The 18,779-nt window shown below is 69.7% G+C and carries 13 protein-coding genes and 1 pseudogene; 6 read left to right on the forward strand and 8 right to left on the reverse strand.

Annotated elements, in window-relative coordinates; all coding sequences use genetic code 11:
• Positions 1-22 precede the first annotated feature (22 nt).
• Genes ACFYO2_RS30770 through ACFYO2_RS30780 form a run of 3 tightly spaced genes read right to left on the reverse strand, consistent with a single transcriptional unit; the run spans position 23 to position 3,236 of the window.
• Positions 23-910 carry a carbohydrate ABC transporter permease gene (locus tag ACFYO2_RS30770; protein WP_388355530.1) on the reverse strand — a complete coding sequence of 296 codons (888 nt, stop codon included), beginning with the start codon at positions 908-910 and terminating at the stop codon, positions 23-25.
• Positions 907-1,908 (reverse strand): carbohydrate ABC transporter permease, encoded by a 1,002-nt coding sequence (locus tag ACFYO2_RS30775; RefSeq protein WP_388355531.1) that lies wholly within the window; start codon positions 1,906-1,908, stop codon positions 907-909. The genes ACFYO2_RS30770 and ACFYO2_RS30775 overlap by 4 nt, the downstream gene beginning before the upstream one ends.
• Positions 1,905-3,236, reverse strand: a complete 1,332-nt coding sequence (locus ACFYO2_RS30780; protein ID WP_388355533.1) for an ABC transporter substrate-binding protein — start codon at positions 3,234-3,236, stop codon at positions 1,905-1,907. Before ACFYO2_RS30780 ends, ACFYO2_RS30775 begins: the two co-directional genes overlap by 4 nt.
• A gap of 276 nt (positions 3,237-3,512) precedes the next feature.
• Here ACFYO2_RS30780 and ACFYO2_RS30785 point away from each other — a divergent pair, with 276 nt between their 5' ends.
• From ACFYO2_RS30785 to ACFYO2_RS30795, 3 genes are all read left to right on the forward strand, one after another.
• On the forward strand, positions 3,513-5,513 hold the full coding sequence (locus ACFYO2_RS30785; RefSeq protein ID WP_388355535.1) for a beta-galactosidase: 2,001 nt from the start codon (positions 3,513-3,515) through the stop codon (positions 5,511-5,513).
• A gap of 86 nt (positions 5,514-5,599) precedes the next feature.
• Entirely contained in the window at positions 5,600-6,772 is a 1,173-nt protein-coding gene (locus ACFYO2_RS30790; RefSeq protein ID WP_388355536.1) for an arabinogalactan endo-beta-1,4-galactanase, read from the forward strand.
• 323 nt (positions 6,773-7,095) lie between these two features.
• Positions 7,096-7,506, forward strand: coding sequence for a hypothetical protein (locus ACFYO2_RS30795; RefSeq protein WP_388355537.1), 411 nt, complete (start codon positions 7,096-7,098; stop codon positions 7,504-7,506).
• A gap of 59 nt (positions 7,507-7,565) precedes the next feature.
• On the opposite strand, the gene ACFYO2_RS30800 is transcribed toward ACFYO2_RS30795, so the two are convergent.
• A complete protein-coding gene (locus ACFYO2_RS30800; protein WP_388355538.1) occupies positions 7,566-8,027 on the reverse strand; it encodes a carboxymuconolactone decarboxylase family protein in 462 nt (153 codons plus the stop codon).
• Positions 8,028-8,255: 228 nt separating this feature from the next.
• Between ACFYO2_RS30800 and fahA the strand changes: the two genes are divergently transcribed.
• The 3 genes and pseudogenes from fahA to ACFYO2_RS30815 all read left to right on the forward strand — a co-directional run.
• Positions 8,256-9,527 (forward strand): fumarylacetoacetase, encoded by a 1,272-nt coding sequence (fahA, locus tag ACFYO2_RS30805; RefSeq protein WP_388355539.1) that lies wholly within the window; start codon positions 8,256-8,258, stop codon positions 9,525-9,527.
• A gap of 178 nt (positions 9,528-9,705) precedes the next feature.
• A complete protein-coding gene (locus ACFYO2_RS30810) occupies positions 9,706-10,644 on the forward strand; it encodes a M56 family metallopeptidase (RefSeq protein ID WP_388355540.1) in 939 nt (312 codons plus the stop codon).
• Positions 10,645-10,713: 69 nt separating this feature from the next.
• Positions 10,714-11,386: pseudogene (locus ACFYO2_RS30815) on the forward strand (HEAT repeat domain-containing protein); the annotation flags it as partial.
• A gap of 45 nt (positions 11,387-11,431) precedes the next feature.
• Here ACFYO2_RS30815 and recQ read toward each other — a convergent pair.
• The 4 genes from recQ to nuoL form a co-directional block, all read right to left on the reverse strand.
• On the reverse strand, positions 11,432-13,423 hold the full coding sequence (recQ, locus tag ACFYO2_RS30820; protein ID WP_388355759.1) for a DNA helicase RecQ: 1,992 nt from the start codon (positions 13,421-13,423) through the stop codon (positions 11,432-11,434).
• 168 nt (positions 13,424-13,591) lie between these two features.
• Entirely contained in the window at positions 13,592-15,241 is a 1,650-nt protein-coding gene (gene nuoN, locus ACFYO2_RS30825) for an NADH-quinone oxidoreductase subunit NuoN (RefSeq protein WP_388355541.1), read from the reverse strand.
• Positions 15,238-16,809, reverse strand: coding sequence for an NADH-quinone oxidoreductase subunit M (locus tag ACFYO2_RS30830; RefSeq protein ID WP_388355542.1), 1,572 nt, complete (start codon positions 16,807-16,809; stop codon positions 15,238-15,240). Before ACFYO2_RS30830 ends, nuoN begins: the two co-directional genes overlap by 4 nt.
• A gap of 5 nt (positions 16,810-16,814) precedes the next feature.
• Positions 16,815-18,779 carry an NADH-quinone oxidoreductase subunit L gene (gene nuoL, locus ACFYO2_RS30835; RefSeq protein WP_388355544.1) on the reverse strand — a complete coding sequence of 655 codons (1,965 nt, stop codon included), beginning with the start codon at positions 18,777-18,779 and terminating at the stop codon, positions 16,815-16,817.

The raw sequence follows: 18,779 nt of genomic DNA on the forward strand, positions 1-18,779 counted from the left end.
GACGGTGGAGACGGCGGATGCCTCAGGCCTTGACCGAGCCGCTCAGCAGGTCCAGGGACCAGAACCGCTGGATCACCAGGAAGAGCGCGATCAGCGGAATGATCGCCAGCAGACATCCGGTGATGACCAGGGTGTAGAGGGCGGGCTGCGAGGCGCCCTGCGCGAGCAGCGTGTAGAGCCCGAGGGTGAGCGGGAACTTGGTGTCGTCGGCCAGCATCACGTACGGCAGCAGGAAGTTGTTCCAGATGGCGACGAACTGGAAGAGGAACACCGTGATCAGACCCGGCATCATCATCGGTACGGCGATCCGCGAGAAGATCCGCCACTCGCTCGCGCCGTCCATGCGGGCGGCCTCGAGGAGTTCGGCGGGCACCGCGGCGGCCGCGTAGATGCGGACCAGGTAGACGCCGTACGGGGAGAGGATGGACGGCAGCAGCATCGACCAGTACGAGTCGGCCATGCCCAACTTCGACAGCAGCAGGTACTGCGGGACGGTCAGCACGATGCTCGGCACCAGGACGCCGGCCAGGATCAGCTTGAAGATGAACTCCCGCCCCCGGAAGACGAACCGGCCCAGCGCGTAGCCGCCGCCGGCGGAGACCGCGGCGGACAACAGGGCGCCGAAGCCCGCGTAGAGGGCGGAGTTGCCCATCCACGTCCAGTAGATGCCGTCCCGGTAGGCGTTCAGCTCGCTCAGGTTGTCGAGGAAGCCGGTGCCGGGCGCGAAGGTGAAGGTGGAGAACAGCTCCGACCGGTCCTTGGTCGCCGCCATCACCACCCAGGCGATGGGGACCAGGCAGTACAGCGCGCCGAGGACCAGCACGAGGGTGGGGACCCAGGCGGTGCGCCGCGCACGGCTTTTGACGGGGGGTTTGCCGGCGGTGTCGGCGGTGAGGGTGAGGGGGGTCATGCCCGGTCCTCCCGGGTGTAGCGGTCGGAGACGCGCAGCAGGGTGAAGGAGATGAGGTAGGTGCCCAGGGCCAGGACCACCGCGGTGGCGGAGGCACCGTAGATGTCGGACTTCAGGAAGGCGCTGTCGTAGATGGCCATCAGCGGACTCCAGGTGGTGGAGAGGCCGTTGGTCAGCGGCTTGAGCGTCATCGGCTCGGTGAAGACCTGGAGGGTGGCGATCACCGAGAAGAAGAAGGTGAGCACCAGGGAGGGCATCACGATCGGGATCTTGATCTTCAGCGCGATCTTGAAGTTGGACGCGCCGTCGATCCGCGCCGCCTCGTAGATGTCCGGCGGGATCGCCCGGAGTGCGGTGTAGATGACGATCATGTTGAAACCGGTGCCGCCCCAGACCGCGATGTTCGCGAAGGAGAGGTACAGGTTGCCGCCGTCGAACAGGTCCGGCTGCGGCAGCCCGAACTTGTTCAGCAGGTAGTAGAACGGGCTGACGTCCGGGAGGTACAGGAAGCCCCACATGAGGGCGGCGATGATGCCGGGCACCGCGTACGGCAGGAAGATCATCAGCCGTGCGAAGGGCGCGCTGCGCGCCTTCGGGGTGTCGAGCATCAGCGCGAACAGCAGCGCCAGTCCGAGCATCGTCGGGATGACGATGAGGCCGTAGCCGAAGGCGCGCAGCACGCTGTGGCCGAACTCGGAGTCCTGGAGGACGTCGGTGTAGTTGCCGAAGCCGTTCCAGACCTGTTCGCGGGCGCCCTTGCCGAGTCCGATGCCCTTGACCCGGACCTTGTGGAGGCTCAGCCAGATCGCGTACCCGATGGGGACGACGGTGAAGGCGGCGAACAGGACCAGGGTCGGCGTCAGGAACCAGTACGGTGCGCTGCGACCACGGCCACGGCGGCGGGGGCGGCTGGGGCGGACGGACGGGGCGGTGCCGGTGCCGTCCGCCAAGGGCCCGACCGTGATGCGGTCGGAGCCCTTGAGCGGAGCGCTGGTCATGCCTCGGTCACCTCGAAGCCCTGCTTCTTCATGTCGTCGAAGGTCTTCGACTGCATGGTGCTCAGGGCGGAGAGGAACTGGGCCTCCTTCTTCGCCTTGGTGGCCTTGCCGAAACCGTCGTTGAAGGCGGTGTAGGCGGTCTGGACGTTCGGACCCCAGGCGGCGGTGGCCGTGGTGGCGGCTATCTCCGCGGCCGTGGTGTAGAAGTCCTTCTGGTTCGGGAAGAACGCGGGCGTGGTGAGGACGTCGCCGGACTGGCCCTGCGTGGCCGCCGGGTAGATGCCGACCTCCTTGACCAGGGCGGCCAGCGCCTCGGGGTCGGTGTTGATCCAGTGGGCGAACTTCGCCGCGGCCTCGGCGTGCTTGGAGTCGGTGGAGACACCGGTGGAGGAACCGCCCCAGCTGCCGGTGACGTTGTCGCCGGCCTTCCACTGCGGCAGCGGGGCCATCCGCCACTTGCCCTGGGTCTTGGGGGCGGCGGAGACCAGCACACCGGGCGCCCACACGGCGGAGACCCAGGCGATGTGGGTGCCCTTGTTCAGGGCGTTGTTCCAGGCCGGCGTGTACATCGGCTGATTGTCGATGACGCCCTCCTGGACCAGGCCGCCCCAGAACTCGGCGACCTTCCGGCTGGCCGCGTCGTCGATGCCGACCGTCCACTTGCCGCCGCCGTCGACCGTCCACCACTTGGCGCCGGTCTGCTGGGTGAGGCCCGCGAACAGACCCGGGTCGTTCGAGGAGAAGGTGGTCAGGTAGGCGTCCGGGAGGGCCTTCTTGGCGGCGCGCGCGGTCTCGGCGAACTCCGTCCAGGTCTTCGGCACGGACAGTCCGTGCTTCTTGAAGAGGTCTTCGCGGTAGTAGAACATCAGCGGCCCGGAGTCCTGGGGGACGCCGTAGACCGCGTCGGTGCCGAGGGTGACCATGTCCCACAGTCCCTCGGCGAACTCGCCCTTGGCGTCACCGACGTACTTCGAGATGTCGGCGAGCACGTCGTTGGAGACCAGGGTCGGCAGGGACTGGTACTCGGCCTGGATCAGGTCGGGCGCGTTGCCGGCCTTCTTCGCCGTGATCACCTTGGTGAGGATCTCGGCGCCGCTGCCCTGCTTCGACACGGTGACCGTGATGTCGGGGTTCTTCTTGTTCCAGATCGCGGCGACCTTCTCCATGTTGGGCGCCCACGACCAGTAGGTCAGCTTGACCGGCCCGCTGCTCTCTCCGGAGTCTTCGTCGTCGGAACCGCCGCAGGCGGCGAGGGTGCTGGTGAGGCCGAGGGCTGCGGCCCCGGCGAGAATGCTGCGCCTGCTGATCTGGCGGCGGTGGATCGACATCTTCAATCTCCCCTGACTGAGAACGAGCCCGCCTCGGAACGTCTCGCGTTCGCGGCGACCGCCGTGGGGGGAGGGGCTGCGACACGTGACCGAGGGGCTGGTGCGCGAGGGCCGCGCGGCTCTGTGATCGTGCACAGTAGAGAATTGTTTCGGCCCCTTGTCAATGGCGGATGCCTGGGGTTACCTACTTGTTGCTCACCGATGCCAGCCGTAATCAGTACTGTGCACGATCACAGAAACCTGGCGTCACCTCTGCCGATTCCCGGGAGCCTCCGCATGTCCTCCGCCGCCCCGCACGACCGCCTGCCACTCGCCTTCGGGGGCGACTACAACCCCGAGCAGTGGCCGCAGGAGGTATGGGAGGAGGACGTACGGCTGATGCGCGAGGCCGGGGTCACCATGGTCTCGCTCGGCATCTTCGCGTGGTCGAGGATCGAACCCCGGCCCGGCGAGTACGACTTCGAGTGGCTCGACCTGATCATCGGGATGCTGTACGAGGCCGACATCCTGGTGGACCTGGCGACGCCGACCGTCGTACCGCCCGCCTGGTTCTATCGCGCGCATCCAAAAGCGCTGCCCGTGACCCGGGAAGGGGTGCGGCTGGCGTTCGGCTCACGCGGCGCCGTCTGCCACTCGAATCCGGACTACCGGGCCGCCGCCGCTGAGATCACTTCGCGGATCGCTTCGCGTTACGGACGGCATCCCGCCGTGGTCCTGTGGCACGTCCACAACGAGTACGGCGCTCCCGTGCTGACCTGCTACTGCGACACCTGCGCCGACGCCTTCCGGGCCTGGCTCCAGGACCGCTACGGCACCCTCGGCGCCCTCAACCAGGCCTGGGGCACCGCCTTCTGGGGCCAGCTCTACGGCGACTGGGAGGAGATCGGGGTGCCCCGGGCCACACCGACGGTGGGCAACCCGGCCCACCAGCTGGACTTCCAGCGGTTCGCGGACGGTCAGGCCCGCGCCAACTTCGTCGCCGAGCGGGACATCCTGCACCACCTGTCCCCCGGCGTGCCCGTGACCACCAACTTCATGGTCGCGCCCAGCCAGTGCGCCTCCATCGACTACTGGGCCTGGGCGCGCGAGGTCGACCTCGTCACCAACGACCACTACCTGATCACCGACGGCCGCCGCACCCACGTCAACCTCGCCCTCGCCGCCGACCTCACGCGCTCCGTCGCGGGCGGCGCCCCCTGGCTGCTGCTCGAACACTCCCCGTCGGGCATCAACTGGCAGCCGCACAACCCGGCCAAGGAGCCCGGCCAGATGGCCCGCAACTCCCTCGGCCATGTCGCCCGCGGCTCCGAGGGCGCGATGTTCTTCCAGTGGCGGCAGTCCCGCAGCGGCGCCGAGAAGTTCCACTCGTCGATGCTGCCGCACGGGGGGACGGGCACGCGGGTCTGGCGGGAGGTCGTCGAGCTCGGCGAGCGGGTGGCGGGCCTCGCGGACCTGCGCGGCACGCGGACCCGGGCCGACGTGGCCATGGTCTGGTCCTGGGAGTCGTGGTGGGCGCAGGGCCTGGACTGGCGTCCGAGCGAGGACCTCGACGCGCGGGAGCGGCTCGACGCGTTCTACGAGGCGCTCTACGACCGGCATCTGACGGTCGACTTCTTCGCGCCGGCCGCGCTCGGGGACGTGGATCCCGCCCGGTATCCGCTGCTCGTCGTCCCGCAGCTGTACTCCGCGCCCTCGGGCATCGCCGCCGACCTGGAGCGGTACGTCTCGCGCGGCGGCACCCTCCTGGTCTCCTACTTCTCCGGCATCGTCGACGAGCACGACGCCGTGCACCCCGGGGCGTATCCGGGGGCGATGCGGGACGTACTCGGGCTGACCATCGAGGAGTTCGACCCGTTGCTGCCGGGTGAGGCCGTCACCGTACGCACGGCCGAGGGAGACCTGCTCCGGGCCGAGGTGTGGTCCGAGTACGTCGTCCCCGGTGACGGCTGCGACACCGTCGCCGTCTTCGGCGACGGCCGTACGGCGGGGCGCCCGGCGCTCACCCGGCGCGCGCTCGGCGACGGGGCCGCCTGGTATCTGGCCACCCGGCTGACCGGGGCCGATCTGGCGGCGGTCGTGGACCTCACCCTCGCGGACGCGGGGGTGACGCCTCTGGATCTACCCAGGGACGTCGAAGTCGTCGTACGGGAGGGCGAGTCGGGGGCGTTCCGTTTCGCCGTCAACCACACCGACGCCGAGGTGAAGGTGGCGCTGGCGGACGGGAGTCGTGTGGCGGTGCCGGCGGGGGCGGTCGAGGTGTTCCGCGAACCGCGCTGAGCTTCCTGCCCCGTCTTGCGCCGTTTGTTCTCTTTGTCTATTCCTTTTGTTCTTCCTTGTTGCTTTTACTGTGAAGGGACCCTGACATGCGCAGACGCAGTGTTCTGACCGCCGCCGGAGCCGCCGCGCTGACGATTCCCGTGGTCGGCGCGGCCCCCGCCGTCGCCTCGACGGCCGCCTCGACGCCCGCCTCGACGCCCGCCTCGACGGCCGGGGAACGTCGCCGCCTGGAGATCCGCGGCGTCGACATCTCCTCGCTGCCGAAGAACGAGGACAAGGGTGCCGTCTACCGGCGTACCGACGGCCGCCGCGACGACCCCCTCCGCATCCTCGCCGACTCGGGCGTCACCCACGCCCGCCTCAAGGTGTGGGTCAACCCGGCCGACGGCTACAACAACAAGGCCCACATACTCCCGCTGGCGCGTCGCCTGAAGCGGGCCGGCATCGGCATCTGGGTCGACTTCCACTACTCCGACACCTGGGCGGACCCGGCGCACCAGACCAAGCCGACCGCCTGGGCCGACCTGGACGCGGCCGGCCTGACCAGGGCGGTCTACGACCACACCGCCGACGTCCTCGGCGCGCTGCGGCGGCAGGGCACCCCGGCCGACCTGGTGCAGATCGGCAACGAGCTGAACGGCGGCATGCTCTGGCCCGAGGGCAACTGGGAGCACTGGGACAACCTCGCCGCTTTCCTCAAGGCCGGCCTCCGCGCCGCCCGCGACACCCAGCCGCGCATCCGCACGATCCTCCACCTGGCCAACGGCGGCGACAACGGGCTGTACCGGTGGTGGTTCGACAACGCGGTCTCCTACGGCGTCGACTTCGACATCATCGGGCTCTCCTACTACCCCTTCTGGCACGGGCCGCTGGAGCAGGCCGCCGCCAACATGGCCGACATCACCGCCCGTTACGGCAAGCCGTGCGTGATCGCCGAGACGGCCTACCCGTTCACGCTGGAGAGCGAGGACGACGTCAACGACATCATGAACGACCCCTCGCAGCTCACCGAGGGCTTCCCCGCCACGCCCGAGGGCCAGGCGGCCTGGCTGCGCACGGTGGCCGACCTCGCGTCCGCCGTCCCCGGCGGGCAGGGCCTCGGCTACTGCTACTGGGAAGGCCTGTGGACGTACCGCGCCGGCAGCGGCTGGAACCCGGAGGACCCGACGTCCGGCAACGCGTGGGAGAACCTCGCCCTGTTCGACTTCGAGGACCGGGCGCTGCCGGGGCTGAGGACACTGGGGCGCTATCGGGCGTAGGGGCGGCCGGTTATAGGGGCGGCCGGTTATAGGGGCGGCCGGTTATAGGGGCGGCCGGTCGTAGGGCGGCCGGTCGTAGGGCGGCCGGTCGTAGGGCGGCCGGTCGTAGGGCGGCCGGTCGTAGGGCGGCCGGTCGTAGGGCGGCCGGTCGTAGGGTCTTGTTCACCGGCGGCGGCGAACCTGTCGCCGCCGGACGGTGTAGTGGGCTACACCCCGGATACGGGTGGCCGTTCCCTCGTGGCGGCGGGCGGGCGACGGAATCGTAAGGGGCACAGACCTCGACCGAGTCCTCGACCGAGATCCTCTACGAAAGGACCAGCCCAATGTCCGCGAACCGTCCGCGCCGCCGCCGTATCACCACCATCGCCACCGCCGTGGCTGCCGTGGCCCTGACCGCCGGGCTCGCCACCGCCTGCGACCCCGACGACTTCGACAACTCGCTGGGTTGCGTGTCCAACGCCGACACGATCTCCGACAGCCTCAAGGCGATCCACGAGGCCGGCTGGGACGCGGCGAAGGACCCGTCGCGCACGGACGAGTCGATCGACACGATCGAGAAGAACCTCGACAAGATCAACAACGACACGGACGACAGCAAGGTCGACAAGGCGGCCGACGACCTGAACCAGGCGATCGAGGACTACAACAGGGCCATCCTGAACGGCGACACCGACCCGGACACCGGCAAGATCGACGCGGCCGCCGACAAGTTGAAGGACGTCTGCACCTCGTGACACCGGTCCGGGCCCGCGCGCGGGCCGGCGCCGGACCGGCGTCTCCGGTCATCCCCAGGTCATCCCCATGTCGTCCCCGCCGGCTCCTTGATGGTGGTGTTGATGCGGTTGAACAGGTTGGTGAGGGCGATGGTGAGGATGAGCGCCGACAGTTCCTTCTCGTCGAAGTGGTCGGCGACCTCGTCCCACAGCGCGTCCGACACCGACTCGTGGGAGCGGTCCGCGAGGCGGGTGACCGACTCGGTCAGCTGGAGTGCGGCCCGCTCGGCGTCGGAGAAGCAGGGCGCCTCGCGCCAGGCGGCGACGGCCGCGATGCGCTCCTCGCTGGCCCCGCCCTTGCGCAGATTGTGCACATGTCCGTGGACGCAGGCGCTGCAGCCGTTGATCTGGCTGGCGCGCAGCCCGACGATCTCCGCCACCTCCTGCGACAGACCGCTCTCGCCGATCGCCTGGTTGAGGGTGCCGATGCCCTTGAGTGCGCCGGGAAGGACGTACGCCGGGTTCGTCATCCGAGCCTGCATGGTGCTGCCTCCTGTGTCAGGTTCGCGTTCTTGTTCTCGGTCTCACTGCACTGACGGAACGGAGGCAGCTGTTGTGACAGGTCGGCCGGAGGAATCTCTGGTCCTGCCCATGGCAGGCAACTCAGCCGTAACGTGTGGCCCGACAGCGTGTGGCGCGACAGCTGTGACGTGACAGCTGTGACGTGACCACATCGAACGCACGGTACGCACGAGAGTGAGGCAGCACCCATGCCCCCCTTCGATGTCCCCGAGGGCGACCCCTTCGGCACGCACAACCTGCCGTACGGCGTGTTCTCGCTCCCTGGATCCGACGGTTCCGCCGCTTCTGCTGCTTCTGCCGACCGGCGGGTCGGTGTCCGTCTAGGCGACCAGGTCCTGGACGCGGGCGCAGCGGCCGCCGCCCTCGGCTCCCCGTACGTCTCCCTCCTCGCGCGGCCCTCCCTGAACCCGCTGCTCGCCGCGGGCCGCACCGCCTGGTCGGATGTACGGCGTGCGCTGACGGCATGGGTGACGGTGCCGTCGCACCGCGAGACCATCGAGCCGCTGTTCCACCCCCTGTCCTCCGTGACTCTGCATCTCCCCTTCGAGGTGGCGGACTACGTCGACTTCTACGCCTCCGAGAACCACGCCCGGAACGTCGGCCAGATCTTCCGCCCGGACGCCGCCGACTCCCTGACCCCCAACTGGAAGCACCTGCCGATCGGCTACCACGGCCGCTCCGGCACGGTCGTGGTGTCCGGCACGGACGTCGTACGCCCGTCGGGGCAGCGAAAGGCCGCTTCCGACCCGGCACCCGTCTTCGGGCCTTCCGTCCGTCTGGACATCGAGGCCGAGGTCGGCTTCGTGGTCGGGGCACCCTCACGGATGGGCGAGCCGGTCGCACTCGGTGACTTCCGCGAGCACGTCTTCGGACTGTGCCTGTTGAACGACTGGTCCGCCCGCGACATCCAGGCCTGGGAGTACGTCCCTCTCGGCCCGTTCCTCGGCAAGTCCTTCGCCACCTCGGTGTCGGCGTGGATCACCCCGCTGGACGCCCTGGAGCCGGCGCGGGTGACGCCCCCGGAGCGGACCCACCCGCTGCTGCCCTACCTGGACGACACGGACGACGAACCCGGCGGCTACGACCTGCGTATCTCTGTCGCCGTCAACGGCCACGTCGTCTCCGAGCCCCCCTTCTCCACCATGTACTGGACGGCCGCCCAGCAGCTGGCCCACATGACCGTCAACGGCGCCTGTCTGCGCACCGGCGACCTGTACGGCTCCGGCACGGTGAGCGGCCCTGCCGAGCGGGAACGCGGATCGCTGCTCGAACTGACCTGGAACGGCCGCGACGCCCTCGAACTCCCGGACGGCAAGCGGACCTTCCTCGAGGACGGCGACGTGGTGACACTGTCGGCCTGGGCCCCCGGACCGGACGGCGTCCGGGTGGGACTGGGTGAGGTCACCGGCCGGGTGGTGCCCTCCGCGGCCCACCCCACACCCCACCCCCGATCCCACTGAACGACTCCCGACACCTGCCGTACGCCGCCCGCCGCCGTCATACTGGCGTCGGGCGGCGTGGCTTGTGAGGACGACACCGTCGCCGCCCGTAGAGCCCTTGCGGTGCTTGCCCTTTGCGCTCTTCGCACTGTGCACCCATAGCAGCCGTTTCTTCCGATCAGGATCCGGAGCCCGTGGCATGACTGTCTGCCTGCTCCTGCTGAGCGCCGTCGCCCTGGCGGCCGCCGTGCCGGTTCCGCGTGCTCTGACCCGGGCCGCGTGGCCCGAGCGGGACCCGGTGGTCGCGCTGTGGGTGTGGCAGTGCCTGGTCGCCACCGTCCTGCTGTGCTGTCTGGCGGCCCTGGTGCTGGGCACGGCGGCGGTCTTCCACACCGTCCGCGACCATGTCTTCGCTCCGGCGCCGCCCGCCGTGACCGCCGCGTACGACCTCTCCGCCGCCCCGCCCTGGGCCGCCGCCCTCACCCTGCTCCTGGCCGGCGGTGCCGCCTGGACGACCGCGATGCTCGCCCGTGAGCTCGTCGAGGCCCGTCGGCGCCGTGGCCAGGCCCGCGCCCACCTGCGCGAACGTGCCCCCGACCTGCCGGCCGGCCTGCCCGCCGCGCGCGGCCCTCTCCTCGTCCTGGAGGACGAGTACCCGGACGCCTGGTGGATGCCCGGCAGCCCGCCCCAGCTGATCGTCACGACCGGCGCCCTGCACCGCCTCACCGACCACCAGCTTGACGCGGTCCTCACCCACGAACGCGGCCACGCCCGCGCCCGCCACGACTGGCTGCTCCACCTCTCCACCGCCCTCGCCACCGGCTTCCCCCGCATACCGCTCTTCGCCCACTTCTGCGACCAGACCCACCGCCTGGTCGAACTCTCCGCCGACGACACGGCCTCCCGCCGCTGCGGCCACCTGACCACGGCCCTCGCCCTGATCGAACTGAACCAACACCGAGGCGTCCTCTCCTGCGCCTCCACCCACCGCCTCCTCGGCGAACGAGTGGACCGCCTCCTGGAACCCCAGCCCCGCCTCGGCCCCCGCCACCGAGCCCTCACGACGACCGTGGCCACCCTGATCCCACTGCTCCCCCTCCTCATCACCTTCGCCCCCGGCCTGACAGCGCTCTCATAACCGCGCCACCCCAGCTGAGGGCAACCGACACGACGCGCTCCGCGACAGCGCCGCGGAGGTGCGCGCCGCCGCGGCGGCCTGATCGCCGCCCTGGCCGAGCCCGACCCGGTCGTGCGGGCCGCTTCACTGGACGTGCTGCGCGCCTTGCTCCTGGGTGACACCGGCCTGTTCGCGACCTCCTTGGCGGACGCCGACGTCGCCGTCCGCATTGAGGCCGTGCGTGCGCTGGTGTCGGTCGACGCCGCCGAGGAGCTCGCCCACGCCGCGACCGCAGACCCGTCGCACGAGGTCCGCGTCACGATCGCCACAAGGGCCTGGCCACCGTGTCCGCGGGACGCCTGGGCCCGGCGGGTCCAACCTCCGTCGGGCCCGAACCCGATCCGGTGCGGGCGGCCCTCAACGACCTCGTAGGCGACCCCGACGCCCTGGTACGCGCGGCCGCCTACGGTGCGCTCGGCACCACCGGTTGCCCGGCGCCGCTCGCCGAACGAGCCACGGCGGCCCTGTCCGATCCGGCGTGGCAGGTCCGGGCCGGCGCGGCCACCGCCCTGTCGGCCGCGACTCGCGACTCTGCCGTCCCGGCCCTGGCCAAGGCCCTCGCCGACCTCAACGCCGACGGCCGTAAGGCGGCGGGCCTTGCGCTGATCCGGCACGCCGGTGCCGAAATGCCCGTGCGGCCCTCGCCACGGCCACCACCGACTCCGACGCGGATGTCAGGGCGTACGCGGCGCGAGCTCTGTGACGGTGCGCGCCGCAGTCCCCTTCTCTATCCAGTCGTCCGGCTCCTCTATATCCAGTCGTCCGGCTCCGGCTCCGCATCCATCTCGGGCCAGTGGTCCGCACCCGGGTCCGCGTCCCCCTCCTGACTCGGCGCCGCGCCCCCTGGAGCCCCGCCCAACCCGGCCAGCACCCCGATCACGCCCTCCCCGTAGGTCACCAGCTTCTTCTCGCCGACCCCGCCAACCCCGCCGAGCTGTGCCACGGACGTCGGCCACACCGTGACGATCTCCCGCAGTGTCGCGTCATGGAAGATGACGTACGCCGGAACTCCCTGCTCACGAGCCTGCTCGGCTCGCCACGCCCGCAACGCCTCGAACGCGGGCACGAGAACCTCGGGCAGCTCGGCCGCGGCGGTCTTGGCCTTGCGCTCCCCGCGCCCGGAACCCGACGATCCCGCAGCCGACCGTGAGGTCACGACCTTCTTCGGCTCCTTCCGCAGCGGCACCTCCCGTTCCCGCCGCAGCACCGACCCGCTCGCCTCGGTGAGCACCAACGTGCCGTAGTCCCCCTCGACCGCGAGCAGCCCCTGCGCCAGCAACTGTCGTACGACGCCTCGCCATTCCCCCTCCGAGAGCTCCTCGCCGATACCGAACACGGACAACTGGTCGTGATCGAACTGGATGACCTTGGCCGAGCGCTTCCCCAGGAGAATGTCGACGATCTGCACGGCGCCGAACTTCTGTCCGCGCTCCCGCTGCAGCCGCACCACCGTCGACAGCACCTTCTGGGCCGCGACCGTGCCGTCCCAGGTTTCCGGCGGGGTGAGGCATGTGTCGCAGTTCCCGCAGTCCACCGGGTCCGGGTCCTGGCCGAAGTAGGCGAGGAGCTGCCCGCGTCGGCATTGGGCCGTCTCGCACAGCGCCAGCATCGAGTCCAGGTGGGCGGCGGCCCGGCGCCGGAACGCCTCGTCGCCCTCGCTCGACTGGATCATTTTGCGCTGCTGTATGACGTCGTTGAGCCCGTATGCCATCCATGCCGTGGACGGCAGTCCGTCGCGGCCTGCGCGGCCCGTCTCCTGGTAGTAGCCCTCGACCGACTTGGGCAGGTCGAGGTGGGCGACGAAGCGGACGTCCGGCTTGTCGATGCCCATGCCGAAGGCGATGGTCGCGACCACGATCAGGCCGTCCTCCCGCAGGAAGCGGGACTGGTGGGCGGCACGCGTGCCCGCGTCCAGGCCCGCGTGGTACGGCACCGCCTCGATGCCGTTGCGGGACAGGAACTCGGCCGTCGCCTCCACGGACTTGCGCGAGAGGCAGTACACGATGCCCGCGTCGCCCGCGTGCTCCTCGCGCAGGAAGCCCAGCAGCTGCTTCTTGGGGTCGGCCTTGGGCACGATCCGGTACTGGATGTTGGGCCGGTCGAAGCTCGCCACGAAATGGCGGGCCGTCGGCATGTTCAGCCGCTGGGTGATCTCCTTGTGCGTGGCGTCCGTGGCCGTCGCCGTGAGGGCGATCCGCGGGACGTCCGGCCAGCGCTGGCCGAGCAGCGAAAGGGACAGATAGTCGGGTCGGAAGTCGTGGCCCCACTGGGAGACGCAGTGCGCCTCGTCGATGGCGAAGACCGCGATCTTCCCCCGTGACAGGAGGTCCAGCGTCGAGTCGAGCCGCAGCCGCTCCGGCGCCAGGTACAGCAGGTCCAGTTCACCGGCCAGGTATTCGGCCTCCACCACCCGCCGCTGGTCGAAGTCCTGCGTCGAGTTCATGAACCCGGCGTTCACGCCGAGCGCCCGCAGCGCGTCCACCTGGTCCTGCATCAGCGCGATGAGCGGCGAGACCACAATGCCCGTACCGGGTCTGACCAGGGACGGGATCTGGTAGCACAGCGACTTGCCGCCACCGGTCGGCATGAGGACCACGGCGTCGCCGCCGGCCACCACATGCTCGATGACCGCTTCCTGCTCACCGCGGAAGGCCTCGTACCCGAAGACACGGTGCAGCGTGGCCAGCGCCTCGCTATCGATCGTCCCTGGCATCTCGCCGATCCCGCCCGTCCCACCCATTGCCGTGTCCCCCGTACGTCGTCCCTCGACCACTGCCCCCACGATAGGGGTCCGGACTGACACCGCCGGAGTTATCCACAGGTCGATGTCCTGCCGGCCCGCCCTCCCCACACGAAGGGCCCCGGCTCCTCACCGGGAGCCGGGGCCCTTCATCTCACGCACCGCAGGTCAGCGCACGAACACTCCCGCCTGGTTGGCCAGGTCCAGGAAGTACTGCGGCGCCACACCGAGCACCAGCGTGACCGCCACGCCGACTCCGATCGCGGTCGTCGTCAGCAGCGAGGGGACGGCCACGGTCGGTCCCTCGGGCCGCGGCTCGCTGAAGAACATCAGCACGATGACACGGATGTAGAAGAAGGCCGCGATCGCGGACGAGATCACACCCACCACGACCAGCGGAGCCGCGCCGCCCTCAGCCGCCGCCTTGAACACGGCGAACTTCCCTGCGAACCCGGAGGTCAGCGGAATGCCCGCGAAGGCCAGCAGAAACACCGCGAACACGGCTGCCACCAACGGTGAACGGCGGCCGAGGCCGGCCCACTTGGACAGGTGCGTCGCCTCCCCGCCCGCGTCCCGCACCAGGGTCACGACCGCGAACGCGCCGATCGTCACGAACGAGTAGGCGGCCAGGTAGAAGAGGACGGAGGAGACACCGTCGGGCGTGGTCGCGATGACACCCGCGAGGATGAATCCCGCGTGCGCGATGGACGAGTACGCCAGCAGCCGCTTGATGTCGGTCTGCGTGATCGCGACGATCGCACCGCCGAGCATGGTGACGATGGCAACGCCCCACATGACCGGCCGCCAGTCCCAGCGCAGGCCGGGCAGCACGACGTACAGCACCCGGAGGAGCGCACCGAAGGCGGCCACCTTCGTCGCCGCCGCCATGAACCCGGTCACCGGCGTGGGCGCGCCCTGGTAGACGTCCGGCGTCCACATGTGGAACGGCACGGCGCCGACCTTGAACAGCAGGCCCATCACCAGCATCGCGGCACCGATGAGCAGCAGCGCGTCGTTGCCCATGGTGTCCGCGAGCGCCGGGTTGACGGTCTGGACCTGGCCGTCGACGACCTGCGCGATCGTCGCGTACGACATCGAGCCCGCGTAGCCGTACAGCAGTGCGATGCCGAACAGCGTGAACGCGGAGGCGAACGCGCCGAGCAGGAAGTACTTGACCGCGGCCTCCTGCGACATGAGCCGCTTGCGGCGGGCCAGCGCGCACAGCAGGTACAGCGGGAGGGAGAGGACTTCCAGGGCCACGAAGAGCGTCAGCAGGTCGTTGGCCGCCGGGAAGATCAGCATGCCGGTCACGGCGAACAGCAGCAGCGGGAACACCTCTGTGGTGGTGAAACCGGCCTTGACCGCGGCCTTTTCGCTTTCGCTGCCCGGCACTGAGGCGGCCTGCGCGGCGAAGGAGTCGATGCGGTTGCCGTGCGCCTCCGGGTCGAGCCGCCGCTCGGCGAAGGTGAACAGGCCGACCAGGGCCACCAGCAGGATCGTGCCCTGCAGGAAGAGGGCCGGGCCGTCGACCGCGATCGCGCCCATCGCCGCGATGCGCGCCTTGGTCGTTCCGTATCCGTCGGCGGCGAGCGCGACGACCGCGGCGAAGGCGGCGACCAGCGCGACGACGGACACGAACATCTGGGCGTAGTAACGGGACTTGCGCGGGACGAACGCCTCGACCAGCACCCCGACGATCGCCGCGCCGACGACGATCAAGGTGGGCGACAGTTGTCCGTATTCGAACGTCGGCGCGTCGATCTTCGCGATCGGCTCGGCCGCGGTTGTCCACAGGCTGTGGACGGCTGCTGCGCTCACTTGGCCGCCTCCACCTCGGGCTGGGGGTCCTTCTTATGGACGTCGGACATGGTCTGCTTGACCGCTGGATCGATGATGTCCGTGACGGGCTTCGGGTAGACGCCCAGGAAGATCAGCAGTACGACCAGCGGGGCGACGACCACGAGTTCCCGGACCCTGAGATCGGGCATCGCCGCGACTTCGGGTTTCACCGGACCGGTCATCGTCCTCTGATAGAGGACGAGGGTGTAGAGCGCGGCCAGCACGATGCCGAAGGTGGCGATGATCCCGATCACCGGGTAGCGCGCGAACGTGCCGACCAGGACGAGGAATTCACTCACGAACGGCGCGAGCCCGGGCAGCGACAGAGTCGCCAGGCCGCCGATCAGGAACGTGCCGGCGAGCACCGGAGCGACCTTCTGCACCCCGCCGTAGTCGGCGATGAGCCGCGAACCGCGCCGCGAGATCAGGAAGCCCGCCACCAGCATCAACGCGGCGGTCGAGATGCCGTGGTTGACCATGTAGAGCGTCGCGCCCGACTGGCCCTGGCTGGTCATCGCGAAGATGCCCAGGATGATGAACCCGAAGTGCGAGATCGACGCGTACGCCACCAGCCGCTTGATGTCCCGCTGGCCGACCGCGAGCAGCGCCCCGTAGATGATGCTGATCAGCGCCAGTACGAGGATGACGGGCGTCGCCCACTTCGACGCCTCCGGGAACAGCTGAAGGCAGAAGCGGAGCATCGCGAAGGTGCCCACCTTGTCGACGACCGCGGTGATGAGGACGGCGACCGGGGCGGTGGCCTCCCCCATCGCGTTGGGCAGCCAGGTGTGCAGCGGCCACAGGGGCGCCTTCACCGCGAAGGCGAAGAAGAAGCCCAGGAAGAGCCAGCGTTCGGTGTTGGTCGCCATGTCCAGCGAGCCGTTGGCGCGCGCCTCGGCGATCTCCTGGAGGCTGAAGCTTCCGGCGACGACATAGAGGCCGATCACCGCGGCCAGCATGATCAGGCCGCCGACCAGGTTGTAGAGGAGGAACTTCACCGCGGCGTACGACCGTTGCGTCGACGCCGCCTCCTCGCCGTGCTGGTGGGCACGGTCCCCGAAGCCGCCGATGAGGAAGTACATCGGGATCAGCATGGCTTCGAAGAAGATGTAGAAGAGGAAGACGTCGGTGGCCTCGAAGGAGATGATCACCATCGCCTCGACGGCCAGGATCAGGGCGAAGAAGCCCTGGGTGGGCCGCCAGCGTGTGTTGCCCGTCTCCAGCGGGTCGGCGTCGTGCCAGCCCGCGAGGATGATGAACGGGATCAGCAGCGCGGTCAGCGCGATGAGCGCCACCCCGATGCCGTCCACGCCCAGTTCGTACCTGACCCCGAAGTCCTTGATCCAGGAGTGGGATTCGGTGAGCTGGTAACGGTCGCCGTCCGGGTCGAAGCGCACCAGGACGACGATCGCGAACGCGAGCGTGGCGAGCGAGACGAGCAGCGCCAACCACTTGGCGGCGGTGCGCCGCGCCGCCGGTACGGCGGCCGTGGCGACCGCCCCAAGGGCCGGGAGCGCCGCCGTCGCTGTCAGGAGGGGAAAGGACATCGGTATCAGACCGCCCTCATCAGCAGGGTCGCGGCGACGAGGACCGCCGCACCGCCGAACATCGAGACCGCGTACGACCGCGCGAAGCCGTTCTGCAGCTTGCGCATCCGCCCGGACAGGCCGCCCATCGAGGCCGCCGTGCCGTTGACGACGCCGTCGACCAGGCTGTGGTCGACGTACACCAGGGAGCGCGTGAGGTGCTCTCCGCCGCGCACGAGGACCACGTGGTTGAAGTCGTCCTGGAGCAGGTCGCGCCGGGCGGCCCGGGTGAGCAGCGACCCGCGCGGGGCGACGACCGGGACCGGACGGCGGCCGTACTGGGCCCAGGCGATCGCCACGCCGACCACCAGCACCACCATCGTGGCGAGGGTGACCGTCAGCGCGCTGACCGGGGAGTCTCCGTGGTCGTGCCCGGTGACGGGCTCCAGCCAGTGCAGGAAGCTGTCGCCGATGCTGAAGAACCCGCCCGCGAAAACCGAGCCGAAGGCCAGCACGATCATCGGGATCGTCATGGACCGGGGCGACTCGTGCGGATGCGGTTCGGCATGCTCGCCCTGGTGTTCGGCGGCGGGCTCCGCGCTCGGGGCCTCGGGGGAGCGGGTCGGCTGGTTGCGCCAGCGTTCCTCTCCGAAGAACGTCATCAGCATCACGCGCGTCATGTAGTACGCCGTGATGGCCGCGCCCAGCAGGGCCGCGCCGCCTAGGATCCAGCCCTCGGTGCCGCCCTTGGCGAAGGCCGCCTCGATGATCTTGTCCTTGGAGAAGAAGCCGGACAGGCCCGGGAAGCCGATGATGGCGAGGTAGCCGAGGCCGAAGGTGACGAAAGTGACCGGCATGTACTTGCGCAGGCCGCCGTATTTCCGCATGTCGACCTCGTCGTTCATGCCGTGCATGACCGAACCGGCGCCGAGGAAGAGCCCGGCCTTGAAGAAGCCGTGCGTCACCAGGTGCATGATCGCGAAGACGTAGCCGATGGGGCCGAGGCCCGCGGCGAGGACCATGTAGCCGATCTGCGACATGGTCGAGCCGGCCAGCGCCTTCTTGATGTCGTCCTTCGCGCAACCGACGATCGCACCGAACAGGAGCGTGACGGCACCGACGACGGTGACCACCAACTGCGCGTCGGGCGCGGCGTTGAAGACGGCGCCGGAGCGGACGATCAGGTATACGCCCGCGGTCACCATCGTCGCGGCGTGGATGAGGGCCGAGACCGGGGTCGGGCCCTCCATCGCGTCCCCGAGCCAGGACTGCAGCGGCACCTGGGCGGACTTGCCGCAGGCGGCGAGCAGCAGCATCAGGGCGATGCCGGTGAGCGTGGCCTCTGATGTGTCACCGACGAGCCCGGGCTCCTCATGGCTGCCGAGCACCGGGCCGAAGGCGAAGGTGCCGAACGTCGTGAACATCAGCATGATCGCGATCGACAGGCCCATGTCGCCGACGCGGTTGACCAGGAAGGCCTTCTTCGCCGCCGTGGCCGCGCTGGGCTTGTGCTGCCAGAAGCCGATCAGCAGGTAGGAGGCGAGACCGACGCCCTCCCAGCCGACGTACAGCAGCAGGTAGTTGTCGGCGAGGACGAGCAGCAGCATCGCCGCGAGGAACAGGTTCAGGTAGCCGAAGAAGCGGCGGCGCCGCTCGTCGTGCTCCATGTACCCGACGGAGTACAGGTGGATCAGCGAGCCGACACCCGTGATCAGCAGCACGAACGTCATCGACAGCTGGTCGAGCTGGAAGGCGACGTCCGCCTGGAAGCCCTCGACCGGCACCCAGCTGAACAGGTGCTGGGTGAGCGTGCGGTGTTCGGCGCTCTTGCCGAGCAGGTCGGCGAAGAGGATCACACCGAACACGAAGGACGCGGCGGCCAGGGCCGTGCCGATCCAGTGGCCGACGGCGTCCAGTCTCCGGCCGCCGCACAGCAGGACCGCCGCTCCGAGCAGGGGCGCCGCGATGAGCAGCGCAATGAGGTTCTCCAC

This window comes from Streptomyces sp. NPDC006602, assembly GCF_042870385.1.
Taxonomy (GTDB): Bacteria; Actinomycetota; Actinomycetes; order Streptomycetales; family Streptomycetaceae; genus Streptomyces.